Here is an 18,196-nt window from a genome sequence, read left to right as displayed (position 1 = left end):
GGCGTGCAGCTGCGCCTGATCGAACCGGGCAAGCCGAACCAGAATGCCTACATCGAATCGTTCAACGGTCGCTTGCGCGACGAGTGCCTCAATGAACACTGGTTCCCGAGTCTGCTTCACGCACGCACCGAGATCGAAAACTGGCGCAGGGAATACAACGAGGAGCGGCCGAAGAAGGCGTTGGGCGGACTGACTCCCGCCGCCTACGCCGAGCAGCTAAAGTAACCCCCCGGACTCTAATTCGCTCCGCTACTGAAAGCGGGGGGACGTCGTCACTCACCCAGCGAAGAGCGGCAAGCCGCTTATAGGATCATCTTGCTTTGCCGCGGCTTTGCCATGATCCGCTCGGCGGAATCGTCGCGTTGACTGTCAGTAGCTTCGATCGCGTACCGCTTTTTTTATAACTCTACCGGTCGTTACAGGCACGGTTGGTGTGATGCCAGATCATATGGCCATCCTTTTCACTGGTTTCAGTGATGAACACAGTAACCCACGGCAAGCCTTTAACTGATCTTCGGAATACTCGGATGCTCGGGGCCGATCGAAAGGTGAACGAGTTTTAGTCGACAGACCGACGAGACAGCGGCTGAGTTGGAGGGCGCGTCCGGGGATGGAAGTCTGTAGGGGAAATCCTACAGAAAATTCGTATTCCGCCTACATGGTATACGTTTGGCTTGAATTAGGATTCCACACAGCCATAAGGCGACTTCGACCTTTTCACGTGCGCCTACGATGTGCGTCGTTACGTACGTGTGCCGATTTCCGAGGCCGCTGGCTTGCTGCTGTATATGAATGCGTTGGTCCGTGATTCTCGTCACGGTATGCATGTAGCCACTTAGGCAAAGTGCGGCCCGATAATTTGGCGCCAAGGAGGGGGTGTGGCTTATCTGCTATGGGCAAGGAGTTGTCTGCTACGCCGCTTCGGTCGCTCAGTCGTGCGAATGGTCTCGATGACCTCGATGCCGACTTTTTCGGGTAGGGCATCCATCATCCTTCACGCGCTTTTTGGACGCACCCTGCTGCGCCATCTGCTGTGTTGAGCCGACGGCTCACGCCGAGATCCAGGCCCTGTGCGTGGCGGTGACTGCTCCATACAGGCGGAGTGTCTGATCTCTCCAACCATTTGAAGCGCGCCTTTCCGGCGTGACACCTCCGACGTATCAACACACAGCTTCAGGGAACGATATGAAGACTTTCTTCGGAGTGATGGGGCTGGTCCTGGTGGCTGGCCGGGCCTCGGCAGAGGATTACTGGTTCGCACTCGACTTTTCGACAATTCCTCCACCAGCCGACTCCGTCCATTATCAAACCGCCGACGCGGCATGTCGTGCAGGCTACGAGAAGGACAAGGAGCGATTCGAGGGGAATCCACATCAAATCCTTCTCGCTTATACGCCTCCGACTGTAGAGCCTCAGTCGGGACCGAACTTTTTCTACGATTGTCGTCAGAACTGGACGTATACCATTGATGGGATTTCCTGGTCGTTCGACAGCATTCCTCATCTTGTCCAGTTACAGGGCGACTCCTGTCCGAACCTTGAAGTATTCGACCCGCAGGCAGGGCAATGCGAATCGCTGGCCGAGTTCAACCGACGTCGCCAGCTGGGCGATCCCGATAACAACCCGAACAACGACCCGAACGACTGCCAAGGCAATCCCATCAATGCGGCCATCGGCAACAAGTTTGAGCGTGAAACAGACTTCGTGGACCAGGGCGGCGAACTTATCTTCGCGCGTTACTACAACGGCCTTCTCGGCACGTGGCGACACACTTACAGCGACACCCTGACGCTGGGCGATTCGTCGGCGGTTCTGACGTTCGACGATGGCCGCTCGTCGCTGTTTGCCATTCAGGGCTCAACCATTACGAGTGAGCCGAGCGAGCGAGGTATCTTGGCACGCACGGGCTCCAATTGGACCTATACCGGTCCTGACAATCGTGTGCTGACCTTTGATGGCATGGGTCAGCTTATTGCGGTGAAGTTTGCGGATGGGCGAACGACCAGACTCACGCACGGCTACGACGCCAATTTCAATCCACAGGTCACGGTCAAGGATTCCCAGGGTCGCGTGCTGACCTGGGGCGAGGACATATCGGGTTCCCTGGTCCACCTCAGTGCCACCGGGCTCAGTGTGACGTACACCTACGGTCCTTTAGGACAGCTCGTCTCTGTGGCTCGCACCGTTGCGAGCAAAACAACCACCCGAACCTACCTCTACGAGGTGGCGGATAACCCCACGCTGCTGACCGGGCTCATCGACGAGCGCGGAGTGCGTTTTGCATCGTGGTCGTATGACGACCAGGGCAGGGCGATCTCGAGCGAGCATGCGGGCGGAGCGGAGAAGGTCACCATTACGTATGTGGACGATGCAACGACCAAGGTAACCAATGCCCTTGGTCATACCGTGACTTACACGTATACCGTGGCCGCTGGCACACGGCGCATGAGTCATGTTCAGGGCGAGCCGGTTCCGGGATGTCCTATCAGCAATTCGAGCTTCACTTATGACGCCCGGGGCCAGATTGCAACGAAGACGGATGCGCTCGGGCATGTGACGGCGTTCGAGTATGACGCGCAGGGGCGCGAGACGTCGCGGACGGAAGCCCAAGGCACGCCCGAGGAGAGGGTGATCACGACCGCGTGGGACGGGACAAGCTTCAGACCCAAGACGGTCACGACGCCCGAGCGCGTAACGACTTACACGTACGACACGAAAGGCCGGCTGAGTTCGACGAGTGTGGCCGCCAGGACGCAGTAACAGGGCGTCGTGGTGCAACCTAGAAATGCAAGGCAATGGAGTGGCACATGAAAGTACTGTTTTTCCTGGCCGGCTTGGTTTTCAGCACGGGCGCATTGGCAGGTGAGTATTACTACACGCTAGATACGGATGGTTCGAATCCAGCTGCGACGCACTACTCAACCGCGGATCAGGCTTGCCAGGTAGCCTATGTGAAAGATATGGCGGGCCCGCCGCCGGGGGTTCTTGCCGATACACCCTTGCCGTACCAGTCCCCGTACATATCTGTCTCGTATCCCCCGAAAGTGGAGCTTTGGCAATGCGTCGTAGCTTGGACAAGCGCCAAATACGGCGGCACGTACTGGTACGGTCACAGCATCTTCCGGAATGGAGATAACTGCACTTCGGCGCAGGCCTACAACCCGATGTCGGGCTACTGCGAGTCCCCGGATGAGGAGCAGGAGCGAAAGGAGTTGGGCGACCCCACGAGTCCTGCCAACGTCGGATTCGTTTCCTGCGGTGACCCCGTAAACCCCGCGAACGGCAATGTTTTCGAAACCGAGACGGATTTTGCTGACCAGGACGGTGAGCTTCGCTTCTCCCGGAGTTACAACAGCGGGGGTAACTGGGCAACTACATTGAATACCCACGTCTATGCCGACACGGAAGCCGACTCCAGAGGGCTCGTGATTCTCTTTGAAGATGGTCGCACGGCACTCTTTGTCGCGCGGGACGGGGCGCTGGTGGCAGATGGTGGTGAGCTCGGCACGATGGTGAAGAACACCACCGGGTGGACCTATACCTCGCCGTCGAACGAACAAATGACCTTTGATGCCCAAGGGAATCTCACGCGGTGGCAAAGGGAGGATGGTCGGGCCCTTACGATCACCTACAGCACCACACCGTCCTACGATCCGGTGATGACCGTAACCGACTCGCTCGGTCACCAGATGGTCTACACCACCCATAATGGATGGCCGTCTTCGCTTGTCGTCGGCAACCTTACGATCACCTACACCGTTGATTCGTCCTACCGGTTGACGGGGGTCAAGAAGACCTGGCCGGGCCATTCGACAACCCGCACCTATCTTTACGAGGACTCGAACCACCCCACGTTGCTGACCGGCATCATTGACGAGCGGGGTATCAGGGTGAGTACCTGGGCGTATGACTCGAATGGACGGGCTGTGTCTGCAGCGATGGCCGGCGGGAAGGGCGCTTTTGCATTCGCCTACAACAGCGACGGCTCGACGACGGTCACCAATCCGCTTGGACACCCCGTGGTGTACCGCTTTGACATTGTCCAGGGCGCCAAGCGCATCACCGCCATTGAAGGTGAGCCGGTCGCTGGCTGCCCGGCTTCGAATTCCACCTTTTCCTACACGGCGAATGCGCAGCTTGCCAGTCGGACCGATGCCCTCGGGCACGTAACGACCTATGCCTATGACGCTCTCGGCAGGGAAACCAGCCACATCGAGGCAAAGGCCACGGCCAACGAGCGGACGATCACCACGACCTGGAATGGCACGAGCTTTCGGCCTGAGACGGTAACCACGCCCGATCGCGTTACGACCTACAGCTATGACCCGCAGGGTCGTCTGCTTTCTACCCAAATCCATTCGATTAAGGAGTGATTGAACATGATGAAGGGATTGCGCTGGACCCCGCTCGCCCTCGCATTGTGCGCCGCCGTGAGCCACGCCGCGACCGCTGACAGAGTCTCCACCGTCACTTACGACACGAGAGGCCTGGTTGCGAGTATCGATGGCCCGAGGACGGACGTATCTGACATCACGAAGTACACCTATGACGCGCAGGGGCGCCTCGCCACCGTGACCGATGCTCTGGGTCACGTGACGACCTACAGTGCTTACGATACCTACGGAAATCCGGGGCAAGTTGTCGACGCCAACGGCGTGGTCACCTCGATGACCTACACCCCTGAAGGTTGGTTGGCGACCATCGTGCGTGATGCAAGCGGCACACCTTCTACCACGAGCCTGACGTACGATGCGGTGGGCAACGTCGTCCAGACCACAGACGCGGATGGCGTGGTGCTTCACTACACCTTCGATGATGCCAGCCGTCTGACCGACATTACGGACGGCGCAGGGAACCGCATCCACTACACCTTGGACGCCGCGGGCAACCGGACCAACGAAGAGACCCTCGATGCGTCTGGTGCTGTCCGCAGGGCGGTGTCGCGATCGTTCAACAGCCTGAGTCAGTTGTTGACCGTCACGGACGCCTTGAACCGCACAGTGCTGTCGTTTGACACCACCGACGGCTATGACGCGGAAGGCAAGCCCGTGCACTCACGGGATGCGAAGGGTGTGCAGCGGAAGCAGGGGTACGATTCGCTCGGTCGTCTGGTCAGCACCATCAACGACTACAACGGCACAAATCCATCCACGGCGAATGCCCAGACGGTGTCCCAGTACGACGCCAGTGACAACGTGGCGGGAATCAGCGACCCGTCGGGCCTCAACACCGTGTACGACCACAACGGACTCGGCGACCTCACCGGCATCCACAGTCCGGATACGGGCACGACCCTGTTCACGGTCGACGCGGCCGGCAACCGCATCACGAAGACCGACGCGAACGGCATCGTCACGACCTATACCTACGACGCGTTGAACCGGGTGACCTCGGCGACCTATGCCGACACCAGCCTCAACGTGGCCTACTTTTATGATGAGGCCAATACGGTGACCGGATGCTCTGCCTCGGCACCCGTCGGCCACCTGACCCGGGTTGTCGAAAATGGCGTGACCACGAGCTACTGCTACGACGCCCGTGGCAACGTGACCGACAAGCGCCAGACGCAGGGCGCGATCACGGACGCCATGCACTACGCCTACACGCCGGCCAACCGCGTCCAGAGCGAAACCCGCCCGGGTGGCGCGGTGGTGGCTTATGCCCGAAACAGCTTCGGACAGGTGACCGGGGTGAGCGTGACACCGGCCTCCGGCGTCGCCCAGACGGTCGCCTCCAACATCACTTGGCTGCCGTTCGGGCCCATGCAGGCTTATACCCTCGGCAACGGCCAGACGGTCACCCGTACCTACGACAGCAACTACCGGGTTACTGACATCGTCTCTCCGGCGCTTGAGCTCCATTTCTCGCTCGACGAGATGGGCGACATCACAGGCGTGAGCGAGTCGGGTGGCGGGACGGCAGGCTACCTCTACGATCCGCTCTACCGGTTGACCTCGGTCAAGGATGCGGCCGGTACGGCGGTCGAGGCCTACACCTACAACCCCACCGGGGACCGGTTGAGCAAGACGGCGCCAGGCGCGTATACGGGAACGTACAAGTACAAATCCGGCACGCACTTGCTGACCAACATGGGCACGGCCACCCGCACGTATGACGCCAACGGCAACACGACGGGGAGTTCAGCAGCAGGGACGGTGTGGGGCTACGGGTACAACGGGAGGAACCGGATGACGGCCGTCACGCAAAACGGCACGACCGTCGGCACATACGTGTACAACGCCATGAACGAGCGGGTCGCCAAGAGTCACGGCTCCGCGACCACGCGTTTTATCTACGACGAGGCGAGCCGACTTGTCTCCGAAGCATCGGGCTCGACGCGGCGCGACTACATCGCGGTTGCCGGTGTCCCACTGGCCGTGGCTGATGGTGCTTCCATCGGCTTCATTACTGCGGACGGTCTCGGTTCGCCCCGCGCGGTCACGTCGTCCACCGGAGCAGTCGTCTGGAACTGGCCGTACGCGACCAACCCATTTGGCGAGAACCGGCCGGTTTCTAACGCGGGTTACGTCCTCAATCTCCGGTTGCCGGGCCAGTATGCGGACGGCGAAGCCGGTCTGAAATACAACGTCAATCGGAGCTTCGATGCCGCCACGGGGCGGTACCATGAAAGCGATCCGGCTGGCCTTGCCGCTGGTCCGAGCACCTATTCTTATGTGAATGCCAATCCACTTGGGTCTGCCGATCCATTGGGCTTGTGCCCAGGCGAGACCTGCGATTTTTCTGGCTCCGCGCCCTCGCCTCAGGAATATGAGAGGCGCGGACAAGGCGTAGGCAATGTCACCTATGCTCCGAATCCCTATGGACCGGGTTCGCTCGGCAATGCCGGAGGCACCCTTTATAATCTTGCTACGCTCTACCAGTTCAAGCGTGGCGGGCCTTTGGATGCCCAGGTGCAGTACGGCGGATCGCCTGCATACGCTAATTATGTCTACGGCGTTTATTTGGGCGCAGCAGGATGGAACCTTCCGGAAATCCTGAGCTCTGCCGACGCATATGGGAAAGCTCGCTCGGTGTACCCATCTACCACGCGAATGGACGATGCCTATCCCCATATTCCTCAGGCGAATGTGAAGAACATCACTCGTGGCTACAATGACCAGAAAACGGGAAACCTATGCATCGTCCGCTGACTCATTCAAAAATTGAAGTCTCCCTTAGTGAATTTTGGAAGCTCCTATTCCTTTCTCCAACACTGGTCGCGTTGCTCGCGGGCTGCAGTGACGACTCCGCCGTAGTTTGGCAGAAAGATCTTCGTTCTCTCGATGAAAGCAGTATCGTGGTTGCAAAGACAACCCAGTACAGCGGACTGGGGACGGCTGCCGTCTACACGACGGTCGACATCCAGCGCGCAGACGGAGAGGGGAAACCGGTTCAGCTACTTGTCTTTGAAGTCCCTTCTGAGCAAAATCCTTCCGCAATCACTGTAGATATGTCTTGGGCCAGCGCGACAGTTCTCGATGTTGCTTATCCGAAAAATGCGAAGCTCACGTTCCGGGCGGACCTGTATGATGACATCGAGATAAAATCTCATCCGCGCCAGTGAATCGATACAGTCGGTGATGACGTCGACTCCCGTAAGCTAGTGCCATATAACCGAGGTCGCCGGATCGTGTTGCTGTCTGAATTCGGCAGGCGTGAGCCCGCCCAGGCAGCTGTGAGCGACCTCTCGGTTGTAGTCGGCGAGTCAGCGTTAGGCCTGCTCGCACACATCAGTCAGGGTTGGCCGACTCACTGACCTTCAATCGATTCTCGCGAAAAGCTCTTAAGTATTGGGTAGCCGACCATTATTGTTGGTTGCGTGCCACAAGATATGCATGATCTTATCGGAAGTCTAAAAAGCATGCCTGGCCCTCTGAGGGTCTTAACACTGTTCTCGTTGATGTCGGTATTGCTTCTAGCCGCAACGGTCGTCGTCCCAGGTGGCGCCGTTGCAGGTCAGAAGAGGATTGGATCAGCCGACTGGTGGATCAACGGCAGCGGGCTAATATTCGCCATGGCTGTTTGCCTGTTTTTCAGTGCGGGGATATTACTGCTCAAGGCGCGGAGGCTAGGTCGACTGGTCTATATATTAGGCGTCGTGGGGTTCTACGTTGCAGGCTACTTCATCGAACTAATCAACGGGGTGGCCTACTCTCGTGACGCCTACTTGTATGATCTTCTCTTTGTTGCCTTCCAAGTTCTAGCTTTGAGTGCGTATTTCTTTCTAAATCGCCGGGTGAAGGACTTCTTAGTCGCCTATTGATGTGTGGAAGATCGTCTTTGACTAGAGTTTGATGCGAACAGCAAACATGCTTTCGTGGGCGTAGCATGTGTTTTGCTCCTATGGCTCACCACAGGAATGGCGCACGCTGACAGTCCACTTGAAGCGGCTACTGAGACAAGGTTCTGCACAATTGATGGGCGCTATTGCGTCCGTAAGCTCCCCCGTCAAGCAGACAAATCAAAAGTAGAACGTTTGGGCTCGAATGGTGGAAAGGCCAAGCGGCGGCGCGGTGACTGGCTATAGCTCTTTCCTCCGAGGTTGAGGCAACCGTTCGCATGCTGCATTTCCGTGGATCACGGACATGAAAGCAGAAGGGCGGTGAGCCACCTGCTCTGAGCGGAGTGGATTTGCAGGCGGAACGCGTGACGCCCCCCCCTGCAAATGAACTTCAATGCCGCGACGATATCCACGCGAAGCCGGCAATGAGGACGACAACCACCACGCCGAGCATCCACCAGACACGGCGTCCCCCTGCTTGGCCGACGTAGTCGGTGACGAGCCCGGCGAGGAAAGCGAAGAACTCCCCCATCTTCTAGATTCCGGCCGACGCCAGTTCGATGGCGCTGCGCCAATTGAGCGCTGCGGCACTCACGCACGTCTTGTACACCCGGTCAGACGACACGCCGGTGATGTAAGCAACGACCGACAGGGCGTTCTTTGCGATGTACGACCAGCCCGGGACCCAGCCGACGGGCTTGGGTACAAGACTGAAAGCGGCGGAGCATTCCATGATTTCATGGGTGACCGTGCCGAGGATGTCGCCGACCTCCGCATTCATGTCCCAGCTCGATGCGAGGCTCTGGCCCCAGATGGAAGCGGCGACCTTGCGCAGCTCCTCCTGATCTTCGGCCGCGGGCGAATCGGCAAGGGTGACGACGTCGGGCGCCTGCAGATGGGTTCGGGATTGCGTTGATGCCGGGAGAACCTCAATGGCCGGGCCGAAGCGCCGTGCCCAGACCATGATCGCCGGATGGACCGGGCCATCGCCAACGTAGGTGATGTGGCCCGTCTCCTCGTCGAACCATGCGGCGAAGGTGCGCCCATCCGGGTAGTGGATGAATGCGGCGGCATGGGCGAGGGGCGCGCCGCTCCGCCAGCCGTCGACGAAGAGGCCGCCATCTTTCAACAGCACCGGGTTGGCAGTCTCGGTGAAGTTACGCTCGAACGTCGCGTATCGGTTTCCGAGCAGATGGCGGAGGTCTTCCTCGGCGCCAATGATCTGCGCGCTTTCACTAGCCGTCTGGGCGGGTGAGGCGGAAGCCGGGGGCGCTGATCCAAACGCGAGGGTAAGCGACAGGGCGAAAATGGTTCTCGCGATGAGAGAAGAGAGGTTGGGTATGCGCATCTGACAACTCCTTGTGCGGAAGGCAAGACATTGGTTGCCGGGCGGTCTTGCCCGGCGTCGCGGTGATAAGCGAACCACGCGGTGGCAGCAAGGGTGGTGGTGGGAAATCGTGACCCACGGCGAAGTTTGCAGGCATTCCTTGCGATCCGATACGTGCACCCGGCCCCGTTGGCCAATGAGATGATTCTCATCCGGGGGCGGCACCGACCGATGTCCCCCCGCTTTGAGTAGCGGGACAGCCCGCAAGGCGGTAAGTCTGGCGCTCGCTGATCGGCGTCGCTTTTGGCGTCCTCGGCCTCCATGCCGCCGTACTTGGCCCGCCAGGCATAGAAGCTCGCGGAGCTGAAGCCATGCTGCTGGGCTAGTTCCGATACCGCCATGCCCGCGCCGGCTTGTTCGATGAAGCCGATGATCTGCTCGGTGGTGAAACGACTCTTCTTCAAATCCGTCATCGTGGTTGACGGGGTTTACAGCTTCGCCTGGTACGGCTCAGTGCAGGCGGGTCAATATGACTCGTTAGACCCACCATTGAGATATTGTCGGCGTATGACGAATATGCTTTGATTTCTCCCGACCGAGGGGGAGCACCATGTTTGTTTCAGGCGACGCGTATTCCACGCGCGTGAAAGATCTGTTCGCGAGCGATCAGCCCCTAGATGTTGCAATCGCATTCTGGGGTACTGGCGCGGAGGCCAAGGCCATCAGCAAAGGTGGTGCGCCGCGTCGGATCATCTGCAACCTAGGGAGCGGCGGTACGAATCCTACCGTCATCGAAAAGCTCCGTGCCGCCGAACGGGTAGCCATAAAGAAGCTGGATATCCTTCATGCCAAGGTTGTGATTGGCGAGGACATGGCCATCGTGGGCTCAGCCAACTTCTCGGCGAATGGCCTTGGCTTGGAAGACGGTGAGTTGGCCCATTGGCACGAGGCAGGGTATGTCGTCACCGATAGGATCCAACTGAAGCGTCTTCGGGCCTGGTTCGACGGGCTATGGAGCAACGACGCCAGCGCCATTCTGCCCACAGACATTGAGAACGCTCGGAAGGCCTGGGCCCAGCGTCGAATCGCACGCCCGAAGCCGCAATCTGCCAAGGACGTTTTTGCGATCACTGCAGACAACTGGAACGGCTTTAGGGATCGCCAAATCTATCTCATCGTTTGGGCACGATCGGCCACAAAAAAAGAGAAGGAGCGAGCGAATCGGGACAGGAAGGAGCGGACGGACGCGCTGGAGGGACTATCCGGCGCGCGGAAGGCTGGCCCCACTTACGATTACTACCACAACTGGGGAACCGAGATCAGCCGTCTCAAACACGCGCAGTTCATCGATGTGCACTGGTTGGTTCGCGTGAAGCGATTTGAGTGCCGAGGTGCCCGCCGGTCGATCAAGGGCGGGCACAGCGTCGAAAGCGGAGAGGCCATGGACGTCATGGAGACCACCCGTCACTTGAGGGACCTTCGGTTCGCGGCGACTGAGGCCAGGGCGTTTGCGGCGCTGATGAATTCGATGCACGACGGATGGTATGACGCGCAAAGGGAGAGGCGCGGCGCTTCCTTCGTTATTTCCCTTGATGAGGTGCTCGATGCGCGATTTGGTACCTTCTCAGCCACCGGGGCGGATAAAGATGGGCTCGATGATGCAACTGCGAGACTCCTTTCGGCATGCAAGAAGTTGGTTGCCTCCGATGGCCAGTCGGCTCGGTGGATCCGTATGACCCCGGCTGAGGTCCGGACCGGCTACGGCACGACAGCGGACAAGCGATTGAGCGCGGTGGTCTGCCGGTTTCGCATGATGGCCGGCAAGCGTGAGCGTGAGTGCAGGGTGCTCACCTACATGAGCGCGGAAGAGTCGGCTCGGTTCGGCAAGTCCAAGCCTTCAGAAAATCCTGATCGGACATGGTTGATCTTGCCGCTTGGGGTGCTTCATGGGGTATTGGCTGACATTCACCACGACGCAACCCGTGCGTTTTTAAAGCGGTTTCCGCGATATACTCAACAATGATTGATGATGAGTGCATCTTGCCTAACTGGCTTCGGTCTGAATTTCGTCAGCGCGATCGAGTGGCGTACGACGAGTTAGGTCGTTCACTGGATGAAGTGCTGCGGATGCCAAAAGGCCATACCCGATTTGCGCATCTATCAACCCTCGAAGCCTAGGCTAGTATCCGCGTTTCCACACCGCGAACAGGGACCACATGGAAGCGAACGCGCGCCACCTCGAACGCATCTTCGACCACACCGTCCAGTATCAAATCCCGCTCTTCCAGCGTCCCTACGTCTGGGAGGAGGAGAAGAACTGGAAGCCTCTCTGGGAGGACATCAGGAGGTTGCTCGACTTGCAAGTGGAGGGCGGCTCAGTCCACCCGCACTTCCTTGGCGCCGTGGTGCTGGAGCAGGTGCGGACCGCCGCCGGATCGATCGAAACTCGTCAGGTCATTGATGGGCAGCAAAGGTTCACGACCATCCAACTGTTTCTGGCTGGGTGTCGGGACCATGCGAAGAGGCTGGGCAGCGAGAAGTTTCAGGACCGGTTTGGCGACCTGATCGCGAACCACAAGAACAAGATCGACCACGAAGATGAGACTTATAAGGTCTGGCCCACAAATAGCGACCGCCCGGCCTATCGGCTGGTTCAGGCTAGCGGCTCGCTAGCTGAACTTGAGCAGAAGTTGAAAAGCAAGCCAGAGATGCGCGCCTCGAAGATCGTCGGCGCCTATCAATACTTCTACGCGCAACTGGCCGATTGGTTGGCGCCCGATGCTGAAGAGGGCGAGGCGACTGATGAGGCGTCCAGTCAGGACCGTCTGGAAGCCTTGTGGTGTGTGGCCAAGGGTTGCCTCCAGGTCGTGGTGATCGACCTGGACAAGGACGACGAAACGCAGGTCATCTTCGAGACGATGAATGCGCTGGGTGAGCCTCTTCTCCCGGCCGACCTGATCAAGAACTACCTGTTCCGTCGGGCTAGCGCTGAAAAGTTGTCTGAGGAGGATGTCGAGAAGCTCTACGACGAGCACTGGGCTGGCTTTGAAGCTGAACCTTGGCGCGCAGAGGTCAAGCAGGGGCGTAATTTCCGTCCTCTCGTCGACATCTTCGTGAACCACTTCTTGTCACTGGTGACCATGGATGAGGTTCGTTCGACACATCTCTTCAGCGAATTTCGGCGCTACGTGGAAGACGCCAACCGTCCTACCCTCAACCTGCTCGCGCGGCCCAACTCGGCGGCTGGGCATCTGGAGCAATTGGATCGGTATGCGCAGATCTACCTTCAATTCGCGCAGCCTAAGGGTCATCCGCGCCTAGCCACATTCCTCGCGCGTCTGACAGCCGTTGATACAACCACAGTCTATCCGTTCCTGATGTTTGCCTACGGGCATCTCATGCCGGACGACCAGGTGGAGTTTGACGCGGTTTTGGAGGTGCTCGAGTCTTTCTTGATGCGGCGCATGGTTTGCGGGCTTACGGCTAAGAACTACAACAGACTATTCATCGATCTCGTAAAGGCCGTCGACAAGAGCAAGGCCATCTCAGCCGCCCAGGTCGCTACGTGGCTGTCGAAGAACAGCGGCGACAGCATGCGCTTTCCGTCCGACGAGGACTTCGAGACCGCAGCGGTCACCCGGCCCCTCTACAACACCCTCCGTCAATACAAGCTTCGTTCGGTGTTGGAAGCGCTCGAAGCCTATCTTCAGACCAGCAAGTCCGAGGCTGTGCCGCTTCCGGCGGGCCTCACCATCGAGCATGTCATGCCGCAGGAATGGAAAGAGCACTGGCCATTGTCTGCAGAGGTCATGACGGACCCAGGCAAGGCTCAGGAGGCCGCCTCGCGCCGGGACGTCATCCTCAACACGCTTGGCAACCTCACGCTGGTCACGGGTTCGCTCAATCCGGCGCTGAGCAATGCGGCTTGGCAGGACAAGCGCCCAGAGTTGCTCAAGTATTCCAGGCTCAACCTCAGCCGCTACTTCCACGACAAGGAGGCGGATGTTTGGAACGAACAGGCGATCGCCAAGCGAAGCAGCGAGCTTGCAATGGCACTCTTGGCTATCTGGCCGGATGTCGCCAAGCGGTTCTCGCCCGAAGCTGCCTGAGAGAGGTCGGGCCACCCAAAATCGCGTGGCCCGCAGAGGTTCCGGGTCAGATGACCAACACCTCGGCCGCGAATGCCGCTTCCATGCGCGAGGTCTGCGCGTAGATATCCACGTAGCCGTTCCAAACGACCTCTTCGACCATCCTAGCCTTCTCAGCATCCTTGCCGAACATCAGGTAGCGCACCTCAGGAACCAGGTAGCGGGTCAGCGTCATGATCTGAGCCCAGCTGATCGCCATAGGGTTCTTGGTGAAGTAGACCTTGCCCGCATTCACCGCGGTGGCCACGCCGTGGGCGATGATCAGCTTTCGACGGACCGTGCGGTTTGACGCAACCGGGATGGCTTCCTTGAGGCTCGTGCCCGCGTGAAGGTTCTGAACCAGATGGCCCAAGCGCACGATCAGCTCTGCGATCGCCACGGGGACTGATGTGGCAACAAACTGTCGGAAGTCGTAGCCGCTGCGATACATCATGCGAGCGATCTCACTGATCGTGTATTCCTTGTCCCCAATCTTGGCGAACTGGAAGAATGAAAGTAGGGGCATGAGTGGGGCGTGTTTCTTATTTTGCGGGGCCCGGGAATTTTGTCGGTGATCGTTCCCTTCGGTGTTGCGAAGGCAAGCGAGTTGTCGGTCGATGGAATCATGGACAAGGGATATTACTCGTCGCACACAGCAATTCCTGCTCTCTCTCTCTCTCTCTCTCTCCATCGGCGGCGTGCTGGTGTGGCTGATTGGACGGTAATCCAACGGTGAGCAGCGGCGGTATCAAACGTTTCCAGACACGGGGCAAACCGTCCGGGTACAGAAGACCCACATGTGTTTCTGGATTTCCATGGAATGGATGGCGATTCACATCATCGCATTTGCGGGATTCATGCTTTTCAGGTGGGCGGCCTCCCAAGGAATTTCAATGCCGAAACTTGCCTTTGCCTTGACACAGGGCGGAGCTCATCGCTTTGAGTTGCGATGAGCCTCCTGCGGAACTGCGCATGAAGCTTACTGCCTATGCTTGGCCCCATGAAGCTGTGAGGATTACCTTCCGGCGTTCGCTGTTCCGATGCCACCGCCAGTAGTTTCAGTTGAGAAGCCCGCTCCGACAGTGCCTCATTCTATCGCCGCCCCTGGAGGGGGCCGATGAGCAGCGACCAGAACAGCTCGGCAGCCCCCTCAAGGGAGAGCTTTTGCACGTGCCCATGCCCCATGCTGGACATGCCGAGGCTGCGGAGGAACAATGTCTGATCGTCAGCATCGACCGAGAGCGACTCGTTATACGAGTTGTTCCCTCGGTTTTCACCCTGCGCGTAATATATGCCGCCCCCGAAGGGGCCCCCTTCGTACACCGTGCAGCGGGCGACCGCGTCTCCGTTGTGGTAAATGCTCGCGGTGAACCGGCCGTTGTCGATGTCGCGAAAGACGCCTTCGAAGCCGGCGTCGCGCTTGCCAAGCTCAGCCAAGGAATTCTGGAAATACAGGGCGATGTAGCGGAAGGCTTCCTCGGTGAACTGGTCCTTCTCGCGCTGGGTGAACGTTTTGGCAAGACGAAGGTTGCTCGACCGGGTTGTCTCTGCTGCCGGCGTGACGCCGGTGCTGCCAATTGTCTGCGATGGTTCTGAGGGACGCGGGGCGGCCAGAGTGGGCGATGGTGCCGGGCGCACTTTGTCGCGACCGATGTGTTCAGCTGCGCGGCGGATTCCCTGAGCGATGTCTAGATAAGCCTCGTCCTTGTCCGGCCACCGCGTCACTGGGCGGCCATCGGTCGGAAGCGCGAGAAGTTTACCGAATGGAGCGCGGGTCCAGTCGCAAGGCCGGAGAATGACGGGAATGACGACGGCTTCGCCCGTTTCGTGCCTCTCCATCGCACGCTTGAGTTCGATATCGAAGCAGTATGCGGAGTCAAGGAAGGAGGGGCTGACCAGAAGCAGGATGATGTCGTCCCAATTAATGCGCTCATCGATGGCACGGTCGATGTTCTCCCCTGCCACGATACGACGGTCGTGCCACGTGTCGATGATGCCTTCCCGTTTGAGCATCGCAAGATGTACCTCGAGTTCGTTGCGGAGCTGCTCATCGGTGTGTGAGTACGAGAAGAAAGCAGAGGCCATTGGCGCGCTCCTGTACCTAGATGGAGTCAGCGTAACCGGGGATCGGCGCCAGGAAAAGGGATGCCAAGATGGTGTGAGTTCTAGGGGGATGCAAAAAAACGATACTTTGAGGCTGGTTTGCTCGCTTCGAGCGTGTCCGCGGTCTACCTGAGGCTGGAGCGCCGCTTTTCTTACATGTTTGACGGACTGTTGGCTCGGTTGTCCCGGAGCTTTGTCACAGCGCGTGACAATGCCTGCGTCACGTTCTGAGACCCTTGTGGCTGTAAATTCGTGTGTGTGCCATGGGAGGGCGGGAGGATTGTGCTCTTTGCTCATTTGTTTTTCGCTGACGTGCCGCGTGGTGGCACTGACGGCAACAGCCTACGATACCCACAGATCTCCAGGCGCCGGAAAGCACCTTATTAAAGGCCATGGTTTCAGGGAAAAATTGACTGCGTCACGGCTGCAACAGCCCGCATCGGCATGGTGAAACGATTTTCTCAATCGTGTTACCCCACATACTGGTTCGGGTCCACGATTTTGCAGTCACACACACGGCCCAACTTTGCCGCCATCCGCCAGGATGTTGAACCGGAGTGGCGCTGCGTTCGACCGATGGCATCTGGAAGGAGGACCGTCATCATTGCGTCGCCGCATGGCACCTAATGCCGAACACAGACTTCACACCCCACCCGCAATCCTCCCCAAAGAGTCGAGGCGTAAAGGTGGAGGCATAGATGGCAAAAAGCCCACAACCCCAAGGCAAACTCTACGTCGTCCGCCACGGCCAAAGCGCCGGCAACGTTCTACGCGACCACGCCGAAGCCAATGGCAAAGACCTCATCGCCCTAAACAACCGCGATGCCGACACCCCGCTGTCGCCCTTGGGCAAGGCGCAGGCCGACGCGCTGGGCGAATGGTTCGCAGCCCTACCCGATAGCGTCCGCCCCGACACCATCCTCTCCTCGCCATTCATCCGCGCCCACGAGACAGCAGCCATCCTCGCAAAGAAGCTTGGCGTTGCCGAAGCGGCCATCGAGGTCGACGAGCGCCTGCGCGAGAAGGAATTCGGCATCCTCGACCGCTATACCCGTAAGGGCATCGAGAACAAGTACCCGGAACTCGCCGCGCAGCGCTCGATGGTCGGCAAGTTCTACTTCCGTCCCCCAGGCGGGGAGAGTTGGTGTGATGTCATTCTCCGACTTCGCAGTGTCATCGATGGCATTCGACTCACCAGGCCGGACTGCCGGGTTGTGGTCGTCGGCCATCAGGTCATCGTCAACTGCTTCCGATACCTTCTGGAAAACATGCGCGAAGACGACATCCTCGCGATTGACGCCGAAGGCGACTTCCCCAATTGCGGCTATGCCGAGTACGACGTCCAGAAGGGTCCACCTGTGACGTTCACCCTCCGCCACGGGCGGTTCGTGGCCCCGACGCTGGAAGCGGTGGACGTCACCACGGAGAGCGACGTGCCGGCGGGGCCACGATGATGACGGCCATTCGTGTCACGCGCTCGCTGCTTCGTGGATGGCCGCTTCCCGGGCCCGGAACCAGCAAGGAAGACCGGGGCCGCATCATCGTGGTGGGCGGCTCCCGCCGGGTGCCCGGTGCGCCCCTGCTGTCGGGCGAGGCTGCACTCCGGGCGGGTGCCGGAAAACTGATGCTTATGACCGGGGAACCGTGGGCGCTCCAGACCGGTCTGGCCATGCCCGAGGCGGGCGTTGCAGGGGTAGGGGTTGGAGAAGACGGAGAGCTCGGCTCACTTGAAGCCGGCATGGTCGAACTCGTCCGGCAGGCTGGTGCGGTGCTTGTTGGACCGGGCATGGCGACCGGCGCATCCCCGGCCTCTCTCCAGATCGCCCGCGCCGCGCCCCTCATGGTGGCGGATGCCGGCAGCCTCCATGAGGACGAGTTACGGCCGGCTGCGGGCCGGCTGGTCATGACGCCTCATGTTCCGGAAATGGCTGACCTCATGGGCATGCGCCCCGAGGAGGTGAGCCAGCGTCCGGCCGAGATAGCCGTTGATGCAGCTGCCCAGTTCGAAGCTGTCGTGGTGCTCAAGGGACCGACGACGTGGATCGCGGCGCCCGACGGACGCCTGTGGGTTCATGAGGTCGATGCACCCGGCCTTGGCACCTCGGGTTCGGGCGATGTACTCGCCGGCATCCTCACCGGTCTGCTCGCGCGCGGTACCGATCTGGTCCAGGCGTCCGTATGGGCGGTCGCCGTCCATGGCAGGGCCGGCAGGATGGCAGCAAGGCATGTGGGGCGTCTTGGCTTCCTGGCGCGGGAGACGCTCGGGTATATCCCGCGCATCCTCGACACGCTGTCTCCTTGAGAACGTGCGACGCAAGGTGGTTGAGCATTCCCTCATCGGCTAAACTTCGAAGCTGC

Annotated in this window: 14 protein-coding genes and 1 pseudogene; 10 read left to right on the top strand and 5 right to left on the bottom strand. The window is 59.4% G+C overall.

Annotated features, from left to right (window positions below; all coding sequences use genetic code 11):
- From HBF26_RS13380 to HBF26_RS13355, 6 genes are all read left to right on the top strand, one after another.
- Positions 1–225 (top strand): integrase core domain-containing protein (locus HBF26_RS13380; protein WP_167127302.1); only part of this gene is annotated, 225 nt, incomplete at its 5' end.
- A gap of 960 nt (positions 226–1,185) precedes the next feature.
- Positions 1,186–2,760, top strand: coding sequence for a DUF6531 domain-containing protein (locus HBF26_RS13375; RefSeq protein ID WP_167127299.1), 1,575 nt, complete (start codon positions 1,186–1,188; stop codon positions 2,758–2,760).
- Between the two features lie 47 nt (positions 2,761–2,807).
- Positions 2,808–4,373 (top strand): DUF6531 domain-containing protein, encoded by a 1,566-nt coding sequence (locus HBF26_RS13370; protein WP_167127296.1) that lies wholly within the window; start codon positions 2,808–2,810, stop codon positions 4,371–4,373.
- 6 nt (positions 4,374–4,379) lie between these two features.
- Positions 4,380–7,151, top strand: coding sequence for an RHS repeat domain-containing protein (locus HBF26_RS13365; RefSeq protein ID WP_167127293.1), 2,772 nt, complete (start codon positions 4,380–4,382; stop codon positions 7,149–7,151).
- Positions 7,136–7,564 carry a hypothetical protein gene (locus HBF26_RS13360; RefSeq protein ID WP_167127290.1) on the top strand — a complete coding sequence of 143 codons (429 nt, stop codon included), beginning with the start codon at positions 7,136–7,138 and terminating at the stop codon, positions 7,562–7,564. Before HBF26_RS13365 ends, HBF26_RS13360 begins: the two co-directional genes overlap by 16 nt.
- Before the next feature lie 297 nt (positions 7,565–7,861).
- Positions 7,862–8,263: a hypothetical protein gene (locus HBF26_RS13355; RefSeq protein ID WP_167127287.1), complete on the top strand. Its 402-nt coding sequence runs from the start codon at positions 7,862–7,864 to the stop codon at positions 8,261–8,263.
- Positions 8,264–8,672: 409 nt separating this feature from the next.
- Here HBF26_RS13355 and HBF26_RS13350 read toward each other — a convergent pair whose 3' ends face one another.
- From HBF26_RS13350 to HBF26_RS13340, 3 genes and pseudogenes are all read right to left on the bottom strand, one after another.
- Positions 8,673–8,813, bottom strand: coding sequence for a hypothetical protein (locus tag HBF26_RS13350; protein WP_167127285.1), 141 nt, complete (start codon positions 8,811–8,813; stop codon positions 8,673–8,675).
- Positions 8,814–8,816: 3 nt separating this feature from the next.
- Positions 8,817–9,629, bottom strand: coding sequence for a hypothetical protein (locus HBF26_RS19610; RefSeq protein WP_240151355.1), 813 nt, complete (start codon positions 9,627–9,629; stop codon positions 8,817–8,819).
- A gap of 281 nt (positions 9,630–9,910) precedes the next feature.
- Positions 9,911–10,072 (bottom strand): annotated as a pseudogene (locus tag HBF26_RS13340) (transposase); the annotation flags it as partial.
- A 146-nt stretch (positions 10,073–10,218) separates the two neighbouring features.
- Here HBF26_RS13340 and HBF26_RS13335 point away from each other — a divergent pair.
- Together HBF26_RS13335 and HBF26_RS13330 are read left to right on the top strand one after the other, a co-directional pair.
- Positions 10,219–11,631, top strand: coding sequence for a phospholipase D family protein (locus HBF26_RS13335; protein ID WP_167127282.1), 1,413 nt, complete (start codon positions 10,219–10,221; stop codon positions 11,629–11,631).
- A 193-nt stretch (positions 11,632–11,824) separates the two neighbouring features.
- A complete protein-coding gene (locus HBF26_RS13330) occupies positions 11,825–13,717 on the top strand; it encodes a DUF262 domain-containing protein (RefSeq protein WP_167127279.1) in 1,893 nt (630 codons plus the stop codon).
- Between the two features lie 46 nt (positions 13,718–13,763).
- Here HBF26_RS13330 and HBF26_RS13325 read toward each other — a convergent pair whose 3' ends face one another.
- On the bottom strand, positions 13,764–14,261 hold the full coding sequence (locus HBF26_RS13325; RefSeq protein WP_167127276.1) for a hypothetical protein: 498 nt from the start codon (positions 14,259–14,261) through the stop codon (positions 13,764–13,766).
- A gap of 566 nt (positions 14,262–14,827) precedes the next feature.
- Positions 14,828–15,820, bottom strand: a complete 993-nt coding sequence (locus tag HBF26_RS13320) for a TIR domain-containing protein (protein ID WP_167127273.1) — start codon at positions 15,818–15,820, stop codon at positions 14,828–14,830.
- Positions 15,821–16,536: 716 nt separating this feature from the next.
- Between HBF26_RS13320 and HBF26_RS13315 the strand changes: the two genes are divergently transcribed.
- Both HBF26_RS13315 and HBF26_RS13310 read left to right on the top strand, forming a co-directional pair.
- Complete coding sequence (locus HBF26_RS13315) at positions 16,537–17,292, top strand: histidine phosphatase family protein (protein ID WP_167127270.1); 756 nt, start codon at positions 16,537–16,539, stop codon at positions 17,290–17,292.
- Complete coding sequence (locus HBF26_RS13310; RefSeq protein WP_167127267.1) at positions 17,289–18,140, top strand: NAD(P)H-hydrate dehydratase; 852 nt, start codon at positions 17,289–17,291, stop codon at positions 18,138–18,140. The genes HBF26_RS13315 and HBF26_RS13310 overlap by 4 nt, the downstream gene beginning before the upstream one ends.
- Positions 18,141–18,196 lie beyond the last annotated feature (56 nt).

Source organism: Luteibacter jiangsuensis (assembly GCF_011742555.1).
In the GTDB taxonomy this organism is placed as follows: Bacteria; Pseudomonadota; Gammaproteobacteria; order Xanthomonadales; family Rhodanobacteraceae; genus Luteibacter; species Luteibacter jiangsuensis.
This window is presented reverse-complemented; position numbering and strand designations above follow the sequence as displayed.

Bases quoted from the DNA above. Each gene is read 5' to 3' on its own strand.
- HBF26_RS13375 (WP_167127299.1), top strand. From the start codon at position 1,186: ATGAAGACTTTCTTCGGAGTGATGGGGCTGGTCCTGGTGGCTGGCCGG.
- HBF26_RS13370 (WP_167127296.1), top strand. From the start codon at position 2,808: ATGAAAGTACTGTTTTTCCTGGCCGGCTTGGTTTTCAGCACGGGCGCA.
- HBF26_RS13365 (WP_167127293.1), top strand. From the start codon at position 4,380: ATGATGAAGGGATTGCGCTGGACCCCGCTCGCCCTCGCATTGTGCGCC.
- HBF26_RS13360 (WP_167127290.1), top strand. From the start codon at position 7,136: ATGCATCGTCCGCTGACTCATTCAAAAATTGAAGTCTCCCTTAGTGAA.
- HBF26_RS13355 (WP_167127287.1), top strand. From the start codon at position 7,862: ATGCCTGGCCCTCTGAGGGTCTTAACACTGTTCTCGTTGATGTCGGTA.
- HBF26_RS13350 (WP_167127285.1), bottom strand. From the start codon at position 8,813: ATGGGGGAGTTCTTCGCTTTCCTCGCCGGGCTCGTCACCGACTACGTC.
- HBF26_RS19610 (WP_240151355.1), bottom strand. From the start codon at position 9,629: ATGCGCATACCCAACCTCTCTTCTCTCATCGCGAGAACCATTTTCGCC.
- HBF26_RS13335 (WP_167127282.1), top strand. From the start codon at position 10,219: ATGTTTGTTTCAGGCGACGCGTATTCCACGCGCGTGAAAGATCTGTTC.
- HBF26_RS13330 (WP_167127279.1), top strand. From the start codon at position 11,825: ATGGAAGCGAACGCGCGCCACCTCGAACGCATCTTCGACCACACCGTC.
- HBF26_RS13325 (WP_167127276.1), bottom strand. From the start codon at position 14,261: ATGCCCCTACTTTCATTCTTCCAGTTCGCCAAGATTGGGGACAAGGAA.
- HBF26_RS13320 (WP_167127273.1), bottom strand. From the start codon at position 15,820: ATGGCCTCTGCTTTCTTCTCGTACTCACACACCGATGAGCAGCTCCGC.
- HBF26_RS13315 (WP_167127270.1), top strand. From the start codon at position 16,537: ATGGCAAAAAGCCCACAACCCCAAGGCAAACTCTACGTCGTCCGCCAC.
- HBF26_RS13310 (WP_167127267.1), top strand. From the start codon at position 17,289: ATGATGACGGCCATTCGTGTCACGCGCTCGCTGCTTCGTGGATGGCCG.